The 18,163-nt window shown below is 67.1% G+C and carries 16 protein-coding genes and 2 pseudogenes; 4 read left to right on the top strand and 14 right to left on the bottom strand.

The features are described 5' to 3' along the window. Positions 1–71: 71 nt before the first annotated feature. Positions 72–614 carry a hypothetical protein gene (locus tag AC1DVU_RS20425; RefSeq protein ID WP_476924286.1) on the bottom strand — a complete coding sequence of 181 codons (543 nt, stop codon included), beginning with the start codon at positions 612–614 and terminating at the stop codon, positions 72–74. 209 nt (positions 615–823) lie between these two features. Here AC1DVU_RS20425 and AC1DVU_RS20420 point away from each other — a divergent pair, with 209 nt between their 5' ends. Next, positions 824–1,249, top strand: a complete 426-nt coding sequence (locus AC1DVU_RS20420) for a pyridoxamine 5'-phosphate oxidase family protein (protein ID WP_476924285.1) — start codon at positions 824–826, stop codon at positions 1,247–1,249. A 1-nt stretch (position 1,250) separates the two neighbouring features. Here AC1DVU_RS20420 and AC1DVU_RS20415 read toward each other — a convergent pair whose 3' ends face one another. Genes AC1DVU_RS20415 through AC1DVU_RS20405 form a run of 3 tightly spaced genes read right to left on the bottom strand, consistent with a single transcriptional unit; the run spans position 1,251 to position 3,575 of the window. After that, positions 1,251–2,198 carry a carbamate kinase gene (locus AC1DVU_RS20415; protein WP_476924284.1) on the bottom strand — a complete coding sequence of 316 codons (948 nt, stop codon included), beginning with the start codon at positions 2,196–2,198 and terminating at the stop codon, positions 1,251–1,253. Further along, entirely contained in the window at positions 2,198–2,728 is a 531-nt protein-coding gene (locus AC1DVU_RS20410; RefSeq protein WP_476924283.1) for a flavodoxin domain-containing protein, read from the bottom strand. The genes AC1DVU_RS20415 and AC1DVU_RS20410 overlap by 1 nt, the downstream gene beginning before the upstream one ends. Before the next feature lies 1 nt (position 2,729). After that, positions 2,730–3,575, bottom strand: a complete 846-nt coding sequence (locus AC1DVU_RS20405; protein ID WP_476924282.1) for a universal stress protein — start codon at positions 3,573–3,575, stop codon at positions 2,730–2,732. Positions 3,576–3,748: 173 nt separating this feature from the next. On the opposite strand from AC1DVU_RS20405, the gene AC1DVU_RS20400 reads away from it, so the two are divergent. Beyond that, positions 3,749–5,428, top strand: a complete 1,680-nt coding sequence (locus tag AC1DVU_RS20400) for a GAF domain-containing sensor histidine kinase (RefSeq protein WP_476924281.1) — start codon at positions 3,749–3,751, stop codon at positions 5,426–5,428. A 12-nt stretch (positions 5,429–5,440) separates the two neighbouring features. On the opposite strand, the gene AC1DVU_RS20395 is transcribed toward AC1DVU_RS20400, so the two are convergent. Then, positions 5,441–6,079 carry a response regulator gene (locus tag AC1DVU_RS20395; RefSeq protein WP_476924280.1) on the bottom strand — a complete coding sequence of 213 codons (639 nt, stop codon included), beginning with the start codon at positions 6,077–6,079 and terminating at the stop codon, positions 5,441–5,443. A gap of 192 nt (positions 6,080–6,271) precedes the next feature. On the opposite strand from AC1DVU_RS20395, the gene AC1DVU_RS20390 reads away from it, so the two are divergent. Beyond that, positions 6,272–6,754 carry a universal stress protein gene (locus AC1DVU_RS20390; protein ID WP_476924279.1) on the top strand — a complete coding sequence of 161 codons (483 nt, stop codon included), beginning with the start codon at positions 6,272–6,274 and terminating at the stop codon, positions 6,752–6,754. After that, positions 6,751–7,584 carry a hypothetical protein gene (locus tag AC1DVU_RS20385; protein ID WP_476924278.1) on the top strand — a complete coding sequence of 278 codons (834 nt, stop codon included), beginning with the start codon at positions 6,751–6,753 and terminating at the stop codon, positions 7,582–7,584. The genes AC1DVU_RS20390 and AC1DVU_RS20385 overlap by 4 nt, the downstream gene beginning before the upstream one ends. Here the strand turns inward: AC1DVU_RS20385 and narI are convergent. From narI to AC1DVU_RS20340, 9 genes and pseudogenes are all read right to left on the bottom strand, one after another. Beyond that, positions 7,573–8,292, bottom strand: a complete 720-nt coding sequence (gene narI / locus AC1DVU_RS20380; protein ID WP_476924277.1) for a respiratory nitrate reductase subunit gamma — start codon at positions 8,290–8,292, stop codon at positions 7,573–7,575. The two genes, AC1DVU_RS20385 and narI, sit on opposite strands and share 12 nt — an antisense overlap. Next, on the bottom strand, positions 8,292–8,993 hold the full coding sequence (gene narJ / locus AC1DVU_RS20375) for a nitrate reductase molybdenum cofactor assembly chaperone (protein ID WP_476924276.1): 702 nt from the start codon (positions 8,991–8,993) through the stop codon (positions 8,292–8,294). Before narJ ends, narI begins: the two co-directional genes overlap by 1 nt. Further along, the gene (gene narH / locus AC1DVU_RS20370; RefSeq protein ID WP_476924275.1) at positions 8,990–10,660 is read right to left on the bottom strand and encodes a nitrate reductase subunit beta; all 1,671 of its coding nucleotides are present in this window, start codon (positions 10,658–10,660) and stop codon (positions 8,990–8,992) included. Before narH ends, narJ begins: the two co-directional genes overlap by 4 nt. A 63-nt stretch (positions 10,661–10,723) precedes the next feature. Next, positions 10,724–14,455: a nitrate reductase subunit alpha gene (locus tag AC1DVU_RS20365; RefSeq protein WP_476924274.1), complete on the bottom strand. Its 3,732-nt coding sequence runs from the start codon at positions 14,453–14,455 to the stop codon at positions 10,724–10,726. 10 nt (positions 14,456–14,465) lie between these two features. Further along, positions 14,466–15,713 carry an MFS transporter gene (locus AC1DVU_RS20360; protein ID WP_476924273.1) on the bottom strand — a complete coding sequence of 416 codons (1,248 nt, stop codon included), beginning with the start codon at positions 15,711–15,713 and terminating at the stop codon, positions 14,466–14,468. A gap of 134 nt (positions 15,714–15,847) precedes the next feature. After that, positions 15,848–16,858, bottom strand: coding sequence for an alcohol dehydrogenase AdhP (gene adhP / locus AC1DVU_RS20355; RefSeq protein ID WP_476924272.1), 1,011 nt, complete (start codon positions 16,856–16,858; stop codon positions 15,848–15,850). Positions 16,859–16,956: 98 nt separating this feature from the next. Further along, positions 16,957–17,532, bottom strand: coding sequence for an N-acetyltransferase family protein (locus AC1DVU_RS20350; protein ID WP_476924271.1), 576 nt, complete (start codon positions 17,530–17,532; stop codon positions 16,957–16,959). Between the two features lie 74 nt (positions 17,533–17,606). Then, positions 17,607–18,020 (bottom strand): annotated as a pseudogene (locus AC1DVU_RS20345) (universal stress protein); the annotation flags it as partial. 8 nt (positions 18,021–18,028) lie between these two features. Then, positions 18,029–18,136: pseudogene (locus AC1DVU_RS20340) on the bottom strand (hypothetical protein); the annotation flags it as partial. Positions 18,137–18,163 lie beyond the last annotated feature (27 nt).

The raw sequence follows: 18,163 nt of genomic DNA, 5'->3' as shown, positions 1-18,163 counted from the left end.
GCCCGAGCGCACAAGGATCCGGCGCCGACTCATGAGAGTCGGCGCCGGACTGGTGGCCACGGTGCGCGGGTTCAGCGGAGAGCGGCGTACTTGCGTACGATCGGCAGCTTCTCCCAGATGGCTCCGAGGCCGAATGTCCGACCCGCGCTCATGAGCGCCACGATGGCGAGCAGGAGAGCGTAGATCAGGTGGTCGTCGAGGAAGAGGTTGTTCTCCGGGGGAAGGACCGCCGTCCACATGAGGACGAGCAGCAGCCCACCGGCTGCGGCAGCGGCGCGAATCGCGACTCCGGCGATCAGGGCGACACCGATGCCGAGCAGGCCGAGCATGAACATCCAGTCGGCCCAGGCCTGTCCCGCCATCCCCTGGTAGAAGTCCGAGAACGGTCCCTTGGTGGCGTGCCCGAGGAATCCACTCGTCGGGCTGCCGCCGTTGATCCAGGCATCAGCCGACGCCGTCTCGTGCCCGAGTCCGAAGGTCTTGTCGAGGAACGGCCACAAGAAGGTCCATCCCATGGCCAGGCGGGTGACGCCGAGCACGTACGACAGCAGGCTGGTCCGTTCGGCCGAGACAGTTGCGGAAGCTGTGTTGCGGGCTCCCAGGATGGCGGTCATCGTGACTCCTTCAAGGTTGTTGTTCGTTGCCCTCAGCCTCGCCGTGGCGCCCGCCGCAGGTCAGAGCACTCGGTCCGGACTCGATGGGCCCTTGGTCCGTACGGTCCCCCGCTCGGGGACCAAGGTCCCGGTCGTCGATGCCCCCGGCCCGTGGCGCGTCAGCCGCGACCGCGGGAGACTCGGAGGACGAGACAAGGATGGGAAGTCCCATGACGACACCGGATGACCGCACGCAGGGTTCCATCGTCGAGCTGCCTGAGAAGGAGTGCCTCGCACTCCTGGAGACCACGACCGTGGGCCGCATCGCGTTCGTCGACAACGATGGCCAGCAGCTCGTCCCGGTCAACTTCGCGCTGATCGACGGGGCGATCTACTTCAGGACGCTGCCAGACGGGTTCTTGTCGAGCCTCGCGAGGGGCCACGATGACGTGGCGTTCGGCGTCGATCATCAGGACGTCTTCCGCGACGGCTGGAACGTCACGGTTCGTGGAGCCGCACGTGGAGTCGAGGATCGGGCCACCATCAACATGGTGCTGTCCCATCATCGGCTCAAGCCGTGGGCCGGCGGCGTACGCCCGCTGGTCATCAAGATCACTCCGAGCTCGATCGACGGGCGGCGCGTCTCCGGGAAGTGAGCTAGTACTGGACTCCCTCGAACGACTGCGAGACCTTGGTTCCCGCTCGTCCGGCCAGCATCAGGTCGATCTCCTCGAGCGACCCGATGACGGCCGTTCCCGAGGTCTCCTTGGCGAACTGCACAGCGGCCTGAACCTTCGGGCGCATCGATCCCGGAGGAAACCCGTCGGGATCCAGTGCATCGGGATGCGCTTGTACGATCTGCTGCTCGTCAGGTCCGCGCCAGTCGACGAACACGCCGTGGACGTCGGTCGCGATGATCAACAGGTCGGCGCTGAGATCGCGGGCCAGGACCGCACTGGCGAGATCCTTGTCGACGACAGCCTCGATCCCCGCCAGGACGTCGCCCGTGCCGTCCTCGCTGTCACGATCACGTCGCACCGTTGGTACACCGCCCCCGCCGGCGCAGATGACGACCGCGCCCTTCTCCAGCAGCCATTGAATGGGTCGCAGCTCGAGTATCTGGAGCGGCTGCGGCGACGCGACGACCCTGCGCATGCGCGTGCCGTCACGCTTCATGACCCAGCCGTGCTGCTCGGTGGCGATCGCCGCAGCCGACTCGGAATAGCCGGGCCCGACGAACTTCGTCGGATCCGCGAACGCCGGATCCGACGGGTCAACCTCAGTGCGCGTCACCAAGGTCGTGACGACCCGTGCGTTGGCCAGCCGGTTCCCCAGCTCTTGTTCGACGAGATAGCCGATCATTCCCTCGGTCGACGCCCCGAGGACGTCGAACGGATACTCGCTGACCTGGTCGTAGGCGGCGGCCTGCAGGGCCAGCAGGCCGATCTGAGGGCCGTTGCCGTGCGAGACCACGAGCTCGTGTTCTGCCGCGATGCGTGCGAGCGGTTCACATGCCGCGGCGATCGACGCTCGCTGGTTGTCGATGGTCATCTGCTGGTCGCGGCGCAAGATGGCGTTCCCGCCCAGTGCGACGACGACACGCATCAGCTTTCCGACGGCACGACGGAAAGCTGCTGGGCGATGTGGTGAGCCCAGTCGTCGACCTGGTCCCAGTCGCGGTGGTCGCCGGGGATGGCGTGGACGGCTTTGACAGCGGTGCGTTCCAGCCAGGAGAGCCGGGAGGTGTCGAGACGGCCTCCGAAGACCTTGTGCTCGATGGCTTGTCCAGTCGCGACCATCGCATCGGCCGAGATGACCTGTGCGTTCTCGCTCTCGACATCAGAGATGGGGCCGGTGCTGAACAGCCACAAGTCGAACAGTGGCGCGTCCTTGAGATAGGCCAGGGCGTGGGCCGCCGCGCGCATCCAGTGGCTGTAGTAGATCGCGCTGCCCAGGACGACGGCGTCGGCGCCGTCGAGCGCGCGCAGGTCGGAGAGGTCAGGACGGATGACCGTCCAGCCGAGCGGAAGGTCAGCTTGCAACGTCGTCGCGAGTCGGTCGGCGATCTCGCAGGTCCCACCGTGCCGGCTGGACGCAGCGACGACGAGCGTGCGCCCGGTGGCGACGGCGCTCATGTCAGACTCCCCGATATTCCGCTGGGACGACTGCCACCGGGCAGTGCGCGTACCTGACGACCTCGGCCGCCAGTGGTCGCGCCAGCGCGAAGGGCAAGCCGCGCCGGCGTGGGCGCCCGACCACGACAAGCTGCGAGCGTTCGGTCGCTCGGAGGCAGGCGTCGTCGGCCTCGTCGATCGGGAAGCTCAACAGCACGCGGACGTCGGGATATCGGTCCGACCAGCCCGCGAGCACCTCACCGATGTTCGCGCGAATCGCCTCGGAGTCCTGAACGGCCGTGCCAGGCGGGATGGCGTGCAACACGTGGAGCAGATCGCCCCGTGCGTCCGCCTGCTCGAACGCGAACTGAAGCGGTCCCCGCGCGGGCGTGTCGCCGTCGAGCGCAATCACCACGCCACCGTCCAGCGTCATGGGGTACGAGCGTTCCGGGACCACGACGACCGGGCACACCGCGTGAAGCGCGATGTGCGACGCAATGGCGCCGCCGAGGAGCCGGTCGGGCCACGAGATGTTGTCAGCGCCGATCACGACGACGCTCGCCGCCTGCGCCGCGCCCTCCAGCGCCCCGATCGGGGCATCGGACGTGAGGTCGTACGTCACCGGAACCGGTGTGACTTCCTGATCGATGAAGTGCCGCGCGTCGTCGAGCACCTTCTGCCCGGCATCCAGCAGTGCCGCGACGATCTCCGGGCCAGCCTGAGCGACAACGCTCTGGGCCGGGAGGCCGGCCGAGTGAACGACCCGCAGACCCGTGCCCTCCCGGTGTGCCTCGCGGAGGGCGAAACGGAGGGCGGTCGGTTGCTTGTCGCCGATGCCGACGACGACGGGCTGGCCGGTGAATTCCATGCTTCCTCCTGGACTGTTCTCTGCTTCCCAGCATTCGCCGCGGACGCTCGAGAGGACACGGGCTGCCGTCCTGATCCCGGGGGACCTAGGTCCTGCTGGGGCCGATCGGCACTCCCGGACCGCCCAGCGGCGTAGCCTGAGCCGGGACGACCATCCGAGGGAGCCGCACGACGATGGAAGAATCCGAATCTGCAGGACCCAAGCTCGAGTTCGAGTCCGCACTGACGCACTTCGTCGAGCGCGCGCAAGAGATGATGACGTCCCAGGCCCGGATGCGTGACCTGATTCGCATCAACAACGAGCTGACGAGCAATCTGGACCTCCCCAACGTGCTGCGTCGGATCGTCGAGATCGGCAAGGAGCTGCTCAACGCCCGATACGCGGCGATGGGGGTCATCGGTGACGAGCGCCGCCTCGAGCAGTTCATCCACGTCGGTATGGACCCGGAGGTGTACGAGCAGATCGACCACCTGCCAGAAGGCAAGGGACTGCTCGGGGCACTGATCGACGATCCTCGGCCCGTCCGTCTGGAGACCATCGCATCGGACGCCAGGTCAAGCGGTTTCCCCTCGAATCACCCGCCCATGCGGAGCTTCCTCGGCGTCCCCATCCGGGTCCGGGACGAGGTCTACGGCAATCTCTACCTGACCGACAGCCTCAACGGCGCATTCTCGCCCGATGACGAGGAGCTCGCGGAGGCACTCGCGGCGACTGCGGGCATCGCCATCGAGAACGCCCGACTCTTCGACGACTCGGCCTATCGTGCCCGCTGGTCCTCGGCCTTGGCGGAGACTGCTCGCCGACTCATGCAGGACGACGAGGACAACCAGCTCGGGAGCATCGTGAAGGAGGTGCATGACCTGGCGGGCGCCGACCTGGTCAGCATCGGGCTGATCTCCGACTCCGGCGATGAAATCGTCGTCGAGCGAGCATCGGGTCTGGGAGGGGAAGAGCTGACATCGCGCTCGTTCCCACTCGCCAACACCTTCGCCGGCAGGGTGATTGCCCAGGGCGACCCGGTTCTCGTCCACGAGCACGAGGGGCTCGAGCCGGACGGTCTCGGATACCCCGCCCTGCTCGGCCCGTCGATGGTGATCCCCTTCGGGCATGCCGACCGGCCGGCGGGTGTCCTGATCGTCAGCCGCACCAAGGAGCGGCTGCCCTTCAGCCAGAAAGACCTCGACCTGGGCGTTTCGTTCGCGAGCCACATCGGAGTCGCGGTCGACCGGGCGGAGTCGCAACGCGCGCGGCGACGGGTTGCCCTGCTCGAGGACCGCAGCCGAATCGCGCGAGACCTTCACGATCACGTGATCCAGCGGCTGTTCGCGACCGGTCTGAGCCTGCAAGGGACCGCGGCGGTGCTGGAAGGCGAGGCAGCCGAGCGGATCACCGCTCAGGTCCAGGAGATCGACGGCGCCATCGCGCAGATCAGGCAGAGCATCTTCGCGATGCGGCGAGATCCCGAGTCGACGACCGTGAGCGTACGTGCCCGCATCCTCGAGATCGTCGACCGGGTCAGCGACCAGATGGAGAGCAAGCCCCGCGTGGTGTTCTCCGGTCCGGTCGACCTGATGGCGTCAGGCAGCATGACGGACGACGTTGCCGCGGTGGTCACGGAGGCGCTCGCCAACGCCGTACGTCACGCTCACGCCACGAAGGTGGAGATCAGCGTGACCGCGGCATCGGGCGAGGTCAGCATCGAGGTCACGGACAACGGTGTGGGTCCTGGCGACTCCCCCAAGCTGAGCGGCCTCGACAATCTCCGCCACCGGGCGGAGTCGCAAGGCGGCACGTTCGCGATCCATCAGGCGCCGGGCGGCGGGACCCGCCTGGCTTGGTCGGTGCCGACCTGAGTCGGCACATGTTCAGTGGTCGAGCAGTCGGGTGGCGAACACGGCTGCCTGCGTCCGGCTCTCGAGGCCGAGCTTGGACAGCACGTTCGACATGTAGTTCTTGATGGTCTTCTCCGCGAGGAAGAGCCGCTCGCCGATCTGCCGGTTGGTCAGTCCCTCGGCCACGAGCTCGAGGATGCGTCGCTCCTGCGGGGTGAGGCTCTTGAGCTCGTCGGGCTCGTTCGGGGCACCCTCGCGCAACCGTTCCATGACCTTCGCGGTGACACTCGGGTCGAGCAGCGACCCTCCGCCGGCGACGTGTCGCACCGCGTTCACCAGGTCCTGCCCGTTGACCTGCTTGAGCACATAACCGGCCGCCCCCGCCATGATCGCGGAGAAGAGCGCTTCGTCGTCGTCGTACGACGTCAGGATGATGGCCTTCGTCTCCGGCCGGCTTGACCGCACCTGACGGCATACGTCGATCCCGCTGCCGTCCGGAAGTCGCGCGTCGAGCACCGCGACATCCGGCATCAGCGCGGGGATGCGGGAGATGGCCGCAGCCGCAGTGCCTGCCTCGCCCACGACCTCGATGTCGCCGCCGCTCTCGAGCAGGTGCTTGAGCCCCGCACGTACGACTTCGTGGTCGTCGAGCAGGAAGACGCGAATGGTCATGGAGCTCCTTCGGAGGATGGGCGCAGTGTCAGTATCAAGCGCGGCGCGAGAGGTGTCGAGGACCGAAGGTCCCGGGTCGTGCGGCAACTGGCGGGCCCAACGTCCCGCTGGCAAGGGAAGCTCGACCCTCGTCCGGCCGCGGCTCCAGACGGGACGCTGGAGGCTCAACGACGTACCCACCAGGAGAGAACCATGCTTGCATTGCCGATCGTTGTCGGGATCGACGGCGGACCCGCCTCCACGGCGGCGCTCCAGGTCGCCATGAGGGAAGCCGAGCTCCGCCAGACCGAGGTCCTCGCGATCATCTGTTGGCCTGCTGATGGGCGACGTGACGACTCCGGCCCGTTGCCGTGTGACAGCCATGAGCGCGCAACAGAGATCCTGGAGCACGTCGTCGCAGAAGCAACTCGCCGGGACCCGCACCATCCACCCATCGTTCGCGAGGTCAGCCAGAGCTTCGCCGGGCCCACGCTCGTCGCTGCCGCCCGGAACGCAGAGGTCCTGGTACTCGGATCGACCGATCGGGGCCCGGGCACGCGCCACAGCACGCATCACACGGTGGAACATTGCCTGCGCTATTCGGCTGCTCCGGTGCTGGTCGTGCCGTGGACGCTGGCGGCGCTTGACGAGCGCGACATCGAGATGGATCTGCGGCAGGCGTCGGCTGCCCGATGACCGTGGTGCACGACAGGAGGTCAGAACGCCAGGAAGCCCTCCTGACGAGGACGTGGCTGCTTGCCGGCGTGGCGTCGGTGCTCGCCCTGGTCGGCAACGTCATCGCCCTGGCCGACTGGCGCGCGATCTACGGAGACGAGACGACTGTGATGGTCGATTCCGCGCTCGCGCAGGATCTCGTGACAGCTGCCGTCGTCGTGCCATTCGTCGCGGGGACTGCGCTACTGGTGCTGCGGGGCAGCGTCCGCGCTCACCTCGTCGGTTTGGGTGCGCTGGCGTTCCTGGCCTACAACTACGCGATCTACTGCTTCTCGATCACCTTCGGACCGCTGTTCCTCGTGTGGACCACCGTGCTCGGCCTCAGCATCTACGCCTTGGTGACCGGTGTGCGGGCGGCGGGACACGTCGACCTCTCAGTGGTGCGGCCATCGAGACTGGCCGTGGTGGTGCTGGCCGGCGTGGCCGTGCTGTTTGCGCTCCTGTGGCTCAGTGAGATCATTCCTGACCTGATGAACGGCCGTGAATCCACGAGCGCCTCAGACTGGAACGTGCCGACCAACCCGGTCCACGTCCTCGACCTCGGTCTGTTCCTGCCCGCAGCCTTCATGGTCGGAGTCCGGCTGAGCAAGAACGCGCGCGATGCATTGATCCTCGCGCCCGGCATGTTGGTCTGGTTCGTGCTGACCGGCTTGCCGATCCTGCTCACCCCGGTTGTCGCGTCCGTACGGTTGACAGAGGCCGCGTGGGGCGCGGTGGGGCCGGTTGCCGGGATCAGCGTCGCCGCACTCGTGGCACTTCGTCATCTGATCACTCCCGACTCAGCGGCCTGAGCGCTCCCATCCGCGGCGCGTGGAGTGTGAGCCCAGCTCCTGGTCGTCCCTGCTGCGATAGACGATGTAGGGCCGGGTGAGGTAGCCCAGGGGTGCGCTGAACACGTGCACCAACCGGGTGAACGGCCACAGCGCGAACAGGGCCATGGCGATCAGGCCGTGCAGCTGGAAGCCCAACGGCGCCTCGCTCATCAGGTCGGGGTGCACCTGGAACCGGAAGATGCCGCGGAACCAGACCGAGACTCCTTCGCGGTAGTTGTAGTCGCCGGCGACGTTCATGACGGTGTTGAGCAGGCCGAGCACGATGACGCTGGCCAGGAAGACGTACATGACTTTGTCCATGCGGGTCGTGGCCGAGAACACCGGCCCTGTCGTGCGGCGACGGTAGATCAGGATCACCATGCCGATGACGGTGGCCGCTCCCGCGAGGGCGCCGACTGACAACGCCATGAAGTGGTACATCCCCTCGGAGATCCCGACGGCGTCCGTCCAGCTCTCCGGGATGCCCAGACCGATGACATGACCGAAGAAGACGCCGATGATCCCGAAGTGGAACAGCGGGCTGCCCAGGCGCAGAAGCCGGTTCTCGTAGAGCTGCGACGAGCGCGTGGTCCAACCGAACTTGTCGTAGCGATAACGCCAGGCGTGGCCGACGACGAAGATCGTCAGGCAGATGTAGGGAAAGATGACCCACAGGAATTGGTCCATCAGCGGGCTCCTGGGAATGTCGGCATGGGCAACAGCGTGCGGTCGGGTTCTGGCGCAGCGCCGGGGCTGAACTCCGGTGTGGCAAACGGGGCAAGCCCGACCTCTTCCTCGGGCGGACCTTCGGCGGCGAGGCGGCGAACAGCATCGCGTTCCTCACCGCGCAACGGCGGAAGGGTCGCACACACCGCATCGATGACCGCGAACCACGGCGATGCCATGTCGCGCAACGAAAGCCGCAGCAGCTCGAGCCCGGCGCGGTGGTCGAGCATGAGCCCCCGGCCCAGGAGCTGGTCGATCGTGGCGGCGTACTCCAGGACGACGCAGAGATGGTCCGGGAGCTCGGCGTCATCCAGGATGAACCCCGACGCCAGGTACGTCTGCTTGAAGCGCAGCAGCGCCATGCCGCGCTTGCGCGTGTCACCGTGCGCGAAGTAGGTCAGGAACAGGTTGCAGCGTCGCCGGGTGTCGAACGTCTCGACGTAGTCCTGCTGCAGCTGCGTCAGTGGCGTTCGCTCGAGCTCGGTGATCATCTTCCCGAGGGAGGCCGCAATGGCGGTGGGCAGCTCCTGCGCCGCTTCACGCAGCAACGGGATCCTGCCGAGCAAGGCCTCGTCGGGGTAGTCGAGCAGCAAGGCGGCCGACTGCCAGGTCAGGGTGAGCTCGCGTGACGAGAGGGTCGGCGCGGGATACGTGCGGCTCATGCGTCGGCCCCGCCTTCGGTGTCACGAGGCGGGAACAGCCCGCCGGGGTCGCCACGACCGTCCCAGTTGAGCAGGTTGACCCGGGACGACTTGCCTTCGGGCGAGGCAACACTGTCGGATGTCTGCCGGCTCTGCAGCATCTGGAAGTTCTCCACGGCGATCGGTGTCGGGGCGCCCGAGCCCTCGCCGAACGGACCCGAACCGCCCATTCCCGGTCCGCCGTCGTAGTCGAGCGAGCACTCGGTGGCGAGCTCCTCCAACGAGTGGGCCTGCTCGGCGTGTGCCGGCGGGATGACGTAGCGCTCGTCGTACTTGGCGATGGCGAGGAGCCGGTACATGTCGTACATCTCCTCCTCCGTCATCCCGACGGCGGCAGGAATCGACGGGTCGGGCTCGCGGCCCATGTTGATGTCCCGCATGTACGACCGCATCGCTGCGAGCTTCTTGAGCACGCCGTCGACCGGCACCGGGTCACCGGCGGTGAACATCTCGGCGAGGTACTCGATGGGGATGCGCAACGCATCGATCGCGGCGAACAGGTTGCCCTTGTCCTCGGCGTCCTCCCCCGTCTCCTTGACAACGTCGATGACCGGCGACAGCGGTGGGATGTACCAGACCATCGGCATCGTCCGGTATTCCGGATGCAGCGGCAACGCGACCTTGAACCGGCTGATCAGGGCCCAGATGGGTGACCGCTGTGCGGCGTCGACCCAGTCGTGGGGAATGCCGGCCTTCTCCGCCTCGCGGATCACCTCGGGGTCGAACGGGTCGAGGAAGACCGAGCGCTGCGCCTCATAGAGGTCCGCATCGTCCTCGACGGACGCGGCCTCGAGGACCTTGTCGGCGTCGTAGAGCACCAGTCCGATGTAACGCAGCCGGCCGACGCACGTCTCCGAGCACACCGTCGGCAGGCCGACCTCGATGCGCGGGAAGCAGAACGTGCACTTCTCGGCCTTGCCGGTCTTGTGGTTGAAGTAGATCTTCTTGTACGGGCAGCCGGACACGCACATCCGCCAGCCACGGCACTTGTCCTGGTCGACCAGGACGATCCCGTCCTCCTCGCGCTTGTAGATCGCACCGCTGGGGCAGGAGGCCGCACAGGAAGGGTTGAGGCAGTGCTCACAGATCCGCGGCAGGTAGAACATGAAGGTCTGCTCGAACTCGAACTTGACCTTGTCGCCGACCTTCTTCAGGATCGGGTCTTCATGCGCGGTGGCCGTGGAGCCGCCGAGATCGTCATCCCAGTTGGCCGACCACTCGATCTTCATGTCCTTGCCGGAGATCAGCGACTTGGGACGTGCGACAGGCGTGTGCTCCTGCGCAGGGGCATCGGTCAGCGTCGCGTAGTCGTATGTCCACGGCTCGTAGTACTCGTTGATCGAGGGCAGCTTCGGGTTGGAGAAGATGTTGAGCAGGCGCTTGAAGCGACTGCCGCTCTTGAGGGTCAGTCGGCCGCGCTTGTTGAGCTCCCAGCCGCCCTTCCACTTCTCCTGGTCCTCGTACGTTCGTGGGTAGCCGAGTCCCGGCTTGGTCTCGACGTTGTTGAACCAGATGTATTCGGTCCCCGAACGGTTGGTCCACGCCTGCTTGCACGTCACCGAGCAGGTGTGGCAGCCGATGCACTTGTCGAGGTTCATGACCATCGACATCTGCGCCATCACACGCATGTCAATGCCTTCCGGTTGTCGAGTGGCGCGAGCGACGAAGGAGCGAGCGTGTATCGAGACACATCAGTACGTCACGTCCTGGCTTCGTTTGCGGATCACGGTGACCTCGTCGCGTTGATTGCCCGTCGGGCCGAGGTAGTTGAAGGCGAAGGCGAGCTGCGCGTAGCCGCCGATCAGGTGGCTCGGCTTGACCAGGATGCGGGTCAACGAGTTGTGGATGCCGCCACGCTTGCCGGAGGTCTCGGCGATCGGCACGTCGATCAGCCGGTCCTGCGCGTGGTACATGTACACCGTCCCCTCCGGCATCCGGTGCGTCACGATGGCCCGGGCGACCACGACGCCGTTGCGGTTGACCGCCTCGATCCAGTCGTTGTCCTTGATCCCGACCTTGTCGGCGTCGAGGTTGCTCATCCAGATCGTCTGGCCTCCGCGCGACAGCGAGAGCATGAACAGGTTGTCCTGGTACTCCGAGTGGATCGACCACTTGTTGTGTGGCGTCAGGTAGCGGACCGTGAGACCTGCGACGGCACCGGAAGAGCCATCGGACAGGTCGCCCAGCTCAGGCTCGGCGAACAGCGACGCCATGTTGAGCGGTGGCCGATAGACCGGGAGCCCCTCGCCCAGCTCCGTCATCCAGTCGTGGTCGAGATAGAAGTGCATCCGGCCGGTCAGGGTGTGCCACGGCTTGAGTCGCTCGACGTTGATCGTGAACGGTGAGTAGCGGCGCCCGCCGGTCTCGGAGCCGGACCACTCCGGCGACGTGATGACCGGGACGGGTGGTCCCTGCGTGTCCGCAAAGGTGATCTGCTTGCCCTCGTGCTCCTCGGCCAGGTCCGACATGTGCGTACCTGTGCGCTTCTCGAGCGTCTTGAACCCCTGGACGGCGAGGTGGCCGTTGGTGGTCCCGGACATCGCCAGAATCGCCTCGCACATGTCGATGTCGCGCTTCAGCGACGGACGGCCGTCGGCTGGTCCGCCGCGTACCGCCCCGTTCTTGCGGCGCAGGTACTCGACCTGGGCGCCCAGCTCGAACGTCACGCCCTTCGTCGTGGCGCCGAGCGTGTCGACCAGCGGGCCCAGCGCGTTCATCCTCGCCGCCACTGCGCCGTAGTCGCGCTCGACCTCGACCAGCTTGGGCATCGTGACACCAGGGATCGGGTCGCACTCCCCCGCCTTCCAGTCACGGACAACTCCGTGCGGATTGGCCATGGCGTCGGGGGTGTCGTGCGTCAGGGGGACCGCCACGACGTCCTTGCGGACCCCGAGGTGCACGGCGGCCAGCTCGCTGAACTTCTCGGCGATCGTCTGCCAGGCCACCCAGTCGGTGCGGGTCTGCCACGGCGGCGCGATTGCGGGGTTGAACGAGTGCACGAACGGATGCATGTCCGTCGTGTTGAGGTCGTGCTTCTCGTACCAGGTGGCAGCCGGCAGCACGACGTCGGAGAACAGCGTCGTGCTGGTCTGCCGAAAGTCCAGGGTCAGCAGCAGGTCGAGCTTGCCCTCGGGCGCCTCTTCATGCCATTTCACGTCCTTGGGGCGGCTGCCCTCCGGCGCCTCGGTCGCCCGTAGAGACGAGTCGGCACCGAGCAGGTGCTTGAGGAAGTACTCGTTGCCTTTGCCGGATGACCCCAGCAGGTTCGCCCGCCAGATCGACAGGATGCGCGGGGAGTTCTCCGGGGCGTCGGGGTCAGCACCGGCGAAGTCGAGGTCGCCACTCTTCAGCTGCTCGACGATGTGTTCGGCCACCGGCTTGCCCTCTGCTGCGGCCTCGTCGCTGAGATCCAACGGATTGCGGTTGAACGTCGGGTAGGACGGCATCCAGCCCATCCGTGCGCTCTGCGCGATGACGTCCGCGGTGGACTTTCCAGCCAGCTGTCCCTTCCCGGTCTTGGCGGAGAGCGTGTCGGCACCGAAGTGGTCGTAACGGAACTGGTCGGTGTGGAGATACCAGTACGCGGTCTGGATCATGTTGCGCGGCGGGCGCACCCAGTCGAGCGCGTTCGCGACCTGCGTGTAGCCGGTGATCGGTCGGACCTTCTCCTGCCCGACGTAGTGCGCCCAGCCGCCGCCGTTGACGCCCTGGCATCCGGTCAGGTTCGTCAGAGTCAGGAAGGCGCGGTAGATCGTGTCGGAGTGGAACCAGTGGTTGGTCCCGGCGCCCATGACGATCATCGAGCGTCCCTTGGACTCCTCGGCGTTCTGGGCGAACTCCCGGCCGATCCTGGCCGCGGCAGATGCGGGTACGCCGGTGATCTTCTCCTGCCAAGCGGGCGTGTAGGGAGCGGTCTCGTCGTCGTACGAGCTTGGCCACTCCCCTGGCAGGCCGTCGCGCCCGACGCCGTACTGCGCCAGCAGGAGGTCGAACACCGTGGTCACGACCCGGTCGCCGACACGTCGTACGGGAACGCCTCGCGGCAACGAGTCGGCTGCTCCGTCCATTGTGTCGAACCGGGGCAGCTCGACGAGCGCAGTCTCGCCGCCGGCCTCCAGCAGCGACAACCGCGGATCGACGTCGTGCAGGTCGAGGTTCCAGTGGCCCACGCCGGCCTCGCCGTAGCGATGCCCGAGAGTCCCGTCGGGGATCACCGGCTCATCGGTCACGCTGTCGACCAGCACGGTCTTGAACTCGGCGTTCTCCTCCTCGGCGTGGTCCGCCAGGTCGGCCGCGGTCAGGAACTTGCCCGGCCGCAGCGCGCCGCCATCGCCCGGATCGTCGAGGGTCACGAGGTGCGGGAGGTCGGTGTACTTCTTGACGTACTCGGTGAAGTACGGCGTCTGCTTGTCGACGAAGAACTCCTTGAGCACGACGTGCCCCATCGACATCGCCAGGGCCCCGTCGGTCCCGGGGCGGGCGGCGAGCCACTCGTCGGCGAACTTCACGTTGTCGGCGTAGTCGGGCGCCACGCCGATGACCTTCTGCCCGCGATAGCGCGCCTCGGTCATCCAGTGGGCGTCGGGCGTACGCGTGACGGGGAGGTTGGAGCCCCACATGATGAGGTAGCCGGCATTCCACCAGTCACCCGACTCGGGGACGTCGGTCTGGTCGCCGAAAACCTGCGGCGAGGCAACGGGCAGATCGGCGTACCAGTCATAGAAGCTCAGCATCGAGCCGCCGATCAGGTTGACGAACCGCGCACCCGAGGCGTGGGAGACCATCGACATCGCCGGGATCGGCGAGAACCCGGCCACCCGGTCAGGACCCCACTTCTTGATCGTGTGGACGTGCGCAGCCGCGACCATCTCGGTGGCCTCGTCCCACGTCGCCCGCACGAGGCCGCCCTTGCCACGCGCCGACTTGTACGCCTTGGCGCGCTGCGGGTTGTCGACGATGTGTGCCCACGCTCGCACCGGATCGCCGTCGTGCTGCTTCTTGGCCTCGCGATACATCTGCAGCAGGACGCCACGGATGTACGGGTAGCGGATCCGGGTCGGCGAGTACGTGTACCAGGAGAACGCCGCACCGCGGGGACAGCCGCGGGGCTCGTACTCCGGGCTGTCTGGTCCCACCGACGGGTAGTCGGTCTGCTGGGTCTCCCACGTGATGATGCCGTCCTTGACGTACACCTTCCACGAGCACGATCCGGTGCAGTTGACGCCGTGCGTCGAACGTACGACCTTGTCGTGGCTCCACCGGTCGCGATAGAAGTCGTCCGACTCTCGACCGCCGGTGGCGTGAAGGCTGCGCAGGTCCTCCGAGACGGCAGCGCGAGTGAAGAACTTGCGAGTGCCGACGAGCGCCTCGCTCAGCGCTCCATCCAGTCCAGGGTGCTGCGGCTTGTCCGGCGTCGTCGTCACGCGGTCTCCCTCATGTGTGGTGTGGATTGAGCGGTGTCGAGGACCGAGCGGTCGACCTGACGATCGTCAGCGTCAGCACCAGCGCGCACGCGGCGGTGATCGACAGCAGGACAAGCCCGATGGCGTACGAATCGGTGCGACCGTAGATGTAGCCCATGATCAGCGGCGGCACGAAGCCACCGAGACCGCCGGCGGCACCGACAAGACCCGTGACCCCACCGACTCGGGAGGGATCGGTGACGCTCGCGACCAGCGCGAAGGTCGCGCCGCTGCCCGACCCGAGGGCGGCGGCCATGGCGAGGAACGCGACGGTGCCGACATGCTCGAGCAGTGGGGTCCCGGCTGCCACGGCCGCGCCGACGACCACGACTCCGTATCCGCTGGCCAGCACCGGGACAGCGCCGAAGCGGTCCGAGAGCCACCCGCCCACCGGTCGCATGATGACCGCGACCACGACGAACCCCGCCATCCGGTTGGCGGCGTCGCCAGCTTCGAGGTCGTACGCGGTCTTGAGGTAGGACGGCAGGTAGACGGAGAAGGCGACGTATCCGCCGAAGGCCACCGCGTACAGAGCGCAGGCCTGCCAGGCGATCGGCAGCCTGGCGTTGGCCACCAGCCGTCCGACGAACGATCCGCCGGCAGGTTGCCGCCCGGGTGCATCGCGCAGGAGCACCCACGCGACGACGGCATAGACCGCGAGCGCGACGGCCGTGATGGCGAACGGGGCGCGGTTGCCGACGTTGTTGAACAGCTTGACGGTGGTCAGTGCGCTGATCGCGGTTCCGCCCATGCCGGCTCCGAAGATGCCGATCGCCAGACCTCGACGTTCCGGCGGGAACCAGGCGTTCACGAACGGGACGCCCACGGCGAAGGTCGTACCGCCCAGGCCGAGGAAGAACCCGCCCACCAGCAGGGCCGCGTAGGAGTCCAGGGCGAAGAAGCCGATGAAGAGCACCGGGACGATCGTGGCCGCCGAGACCAGCGGGAACATGACCCGTCCGCCGAACCGATCCGTCAGGGCCCCGACCGGGATCCGGCCCAGCGATCCGACGATGACCGGCACCGCGACCAGCAGCGCGACGTCCGACTCGGAGATCGTGCCCAGAGTTCCGTTCGTGCGGAACAGCGGCCCCAACGGACTGAGCAGCGCCCAGGCCCAGAAGTTGACCGCGAACCCTGCGGTCGCGAGCGCGAGCATCAGGACCGGAGACGGTTGGCGCGCGCCTGCCACCGGCGGTGCTGCGTGTCGATCCGTCACGTCACCCGTGTCTGGTCGTGCGCGGATCCTGCTTCGACTCGAAGTCTTGGGCATCTACTCGTCACCTTCGCATGGTTGTGTGACTGCGGCTAGACGTCAGCGCGCACCCGTTGTCTGGTTGGTGGTGCTCCGCCTCAGAACTCGAAGACGAGGCGTGCGGCGATGCTGCCGGACAGGAGCTCGGCGATCGACTCGTTGACCTGCTCGAGCTTGCGCCCCTCGGCGATGACCCGCGTACGGCCCATGGCGTGGAGCTCGAAGACCTCGGCAAGGTCCTGCCGGGTGCCCACGATCGAGCCGATGATCTCGATGCCCTTCAACACGGTGTCGAAGATCGGGATGCTCATCGTGCCCTCGGCGGGCAGAGCCACGCATACGAGACGTCCTCCCCTGCTGAGGGAGGCGAAGGCCTGCTCGAACGCCTTGGGTGAGACGGCATACGCCAGCGCGACGTCCGCGCCGCCCAGAGCCTGGATGGCCGCAGCCGGGTCGACCGTCGACGCGTTGACCACGTGATCGGCGCCGAGCGACGTGGCCAGCTCGAGCTTCTCCTCGTCGATGTCGACGGCGATCACGGTCGCGCCGACGAGGCGGGCGTACTGGACGGCCAGGTGGCCCAGGCCGCCGATGCCGAAGACCGCGACGGTCTCACCGGGCTGCACGTTCGCGACCGTGACCGACTTGTACGACGTCAGACCGGCACAGCTCAACGGGGCCGCGTCGAACGGCTGAACACCGTCCGGCACTGCGACGGCGTAGCGGGCATCGACGACGGCGTACTCGGCGAAGGCGCCATCGATCGAGTAGCCACTGTTCTGCTGGCTCTCGCAGAGCGTCTCGCGACCGTCGACGCAGTACCGGCAATGCCCGCAGGCGTGTCCGAGCCACGGGATGGCTACCCGGTCGCCAACCTGGTGCGCGCTGACCCGCGTGCCGATCTTCTCGACGATGCCGACTCCTTCATGCCCAGGCACAAACGGCGGCATCGGCTTGACCGGCCAGTCGCCGTGCGCGGCGTGGATGTCCGTGTGGCACAGACCGGATGCCTCGAGACGCACCAGCACCTGGTCCACCGACGGTTCCGGAATGGGGAGCTCGTGGATCTCGAGCGGCTGACCGAACGTGGTGACAACAGCGGCTTTCATGACAACTCCTGTGTGGGCGACGGATGACTTCCACCGTGTCGCGTCCCATCACCGGAGGGCAGGGTCAATTCGCCCGGCGCGGCGGGACCAACGTCCCGCTATACGCGGGAGTGGGCCAGCGCGCCGGCATGCCTGGCCGCCATCGCCAGTCGCGCGGCCGCGTCGAGCTCGGTGCTGATCCGCAGTGCAACCTCACCGTGATCCGTGTGGCGTTCGATCCTGAACCCGGCGTCGGCGAACACCTCGAGCATCGGGTGGTTGATCGCCAGGACGTCGGCGACGAGCCAGGCGACCCCACAGTCCCGGGCGTCCTCGGCGGCCCGTTCGAGCAGGAGCGTCGCGATGCCGAGCCCGTGCGAGTCGTCCGCCACCAGGAAGGCAATCTCGCTGGTCGAGTCGTCGCAGGGCTCCACGTCGGCGATGCCGATCACGCGGCCGGCCCTGAGCACGATGTACGTCCGGGCGTCCGTCTCACTGTCGAAGATGTGATTCAGGTGGCGCACCACGGCGCCGTGCCCGGCCGTGAAGAACCGTGTGTAGAGGTTGCCATCACTGCAGGAGTCGAACAGTGCGGTCACTGCTGCTCGGTCAGCCGGCCGAAGGAGCCTGATCTCAGCCGTACTGCCGTCAGCGAGAATCACGCCGTCGGTTGGCCCCGCTGGTGGTGCGCTCATGCAGTCAGTCGACCATCAACGCCGCCGAGGCATCACCGCCCAAGGTCTGCGGCAACGGGGACCTTCGTCCACCCTCAGTCGAGCTTGAGCTCGCTGGCCAGCGCGTCATCCATCTGCTGGTCGGTGGAAGGTTCACTGTCGTGATGCGACGGCTTGTCGACGAGTACCGGGCACTTCGCGTGGCGTACGACTTGTTCACTGACGGATCCCAGGAGAAGCCCGACGAACCCGCCGTGGCCCCGGCTGCCGACGACGATCAGGTCGGCATGCGCTGACGCCTCGATGAGCTTCTCCGCCGGACTCCTATGGACGACGGCTGCTGCGATCGTCACGTCGGGGTGCTCGGCACGGATCGGCGCGAGGTCTGCCTCCAGCACCTCCAGCGTGGCGGCTTCGAAGTCCTCGAACGGTGGCATGTAGCCGGGCGCTGCACTACTGGGGGTCGAGGCGCGGTGCTGATGTTCCAGGCGCGCACCGCCGTCACGGAATGACCGAGCGCTCCGGCGTACCGCACTGCCGTTCGTGCGGCCGTCTCGGACTGGGACGACCCGTCATGCGCAACCAGGACCCCGCCGTCCACCTCGATCGATGCCGCCACGCTCATGTCATTGACGATAGGCCTCTCGGGGGG

The sequence above is a fragment of the Aeromicrobium sp. P2_G6 genome, assembly GCF_056403535.1.
Note: the sequence above shows the minus strand (reverse complement) of the source record. Positions and strands in the feature narration are given on the sequence as shown.

Coding starts and splice junctions, on each gene's coding strand:
- AC1DVU_RS20385 (WP_476924278.1), top strand. CDS start 6,751: ATGACCGTGGTGCACGACAGGAGGTCAGAACGCCAGGAAGCCCTCCTG.
- AC1DVU_RS20405 (WP_476924282.1), bottom strand. CDS start 3,575: ATGGAATTCACCGGCCAGCCCGTCGTCGTCGGCATCGGCGACAAGCAA.
- narJ (WP_476924276.1), bottom strand. CDS start 8,993: ATGAGCCGCACGTATCCCGCGCCGACCCTCTCGTCACGCGAGCTCACC.
- narH (WP_476924275.1), bottom strand. CDS start 10,660: ATGCGTGTGATGGCGCAGATGTCGATGGTCATGAACCTCGACAAGTGC.
- AC1DVU_RS20390 (WP_476924279.1), top strand. CDS start 6,272: ATGCTTGCATTGCCGATCGTTGTCGGGATCGACGGCGGACCCGCCTCC.
- AC1DVU_RS20420 (WP_476924285.1), top strand. CDS start 824: ATGACGACACCGGATGACCGCACGCAGGGTTCCATCGTCGAGCTGCCT.
- AC1DVU_RS20425 (WP_476924286.1), bottom strand. CDS start 614: ATGACCGCCATCCTGGGAGCCCGCAACACAGCTTCCGCAACTGTCTCG.
- narI (WP_476924277.1), bottom strand. CDS start 8,292: ATGGACCAATTCCTGTGGGTCATCTTTCCCTACATCTGCCTGACGATC.
- adhP (WP_476924272.1), bottom strand. CDS start 16,858: ATGAAAGCCGCTGTTGTCACCACGTTCGGTCAGCCGCTCGAGATCCAC.
- AC1DVU_RS20400 (WP_476924281.1), top strand. CDS start 3,749: ATGGAAGAATCCGAATCTGCAGGACCCAAGCTCGAGTTCGAGTCCGCA.
- AC1DVU_RS20415 (WP_476924284.1), bottom strand. CDS start 2,198: ATGCGTGTCGTCGTCGCACTGGGCGGGAACGCCATCTTGCGCCGCGAC.
- AC1DVU_RS20350 (WP_476924271.1), bottom strand. CDS start 17,532: ATGAGCGCACCACCAGCGGGGCCAACCGACGGCGTGATTCTCGCTGAC.
- AC1DVU_RS20410 (WP_476924283.1), bottom strand. CDS start 2,728: ATGAGCGCCGTCGCCACCGGGCGCACGCTCGTCGTCGCTGCGTCCAGC.
- AC1DVU_RS20395 (WP_476924280.1), bottom strand. CDS start 6,079: ATGACCATTCGCGTCTTCCTGCTCGACGACCACGAAGTCGTACGTGCG.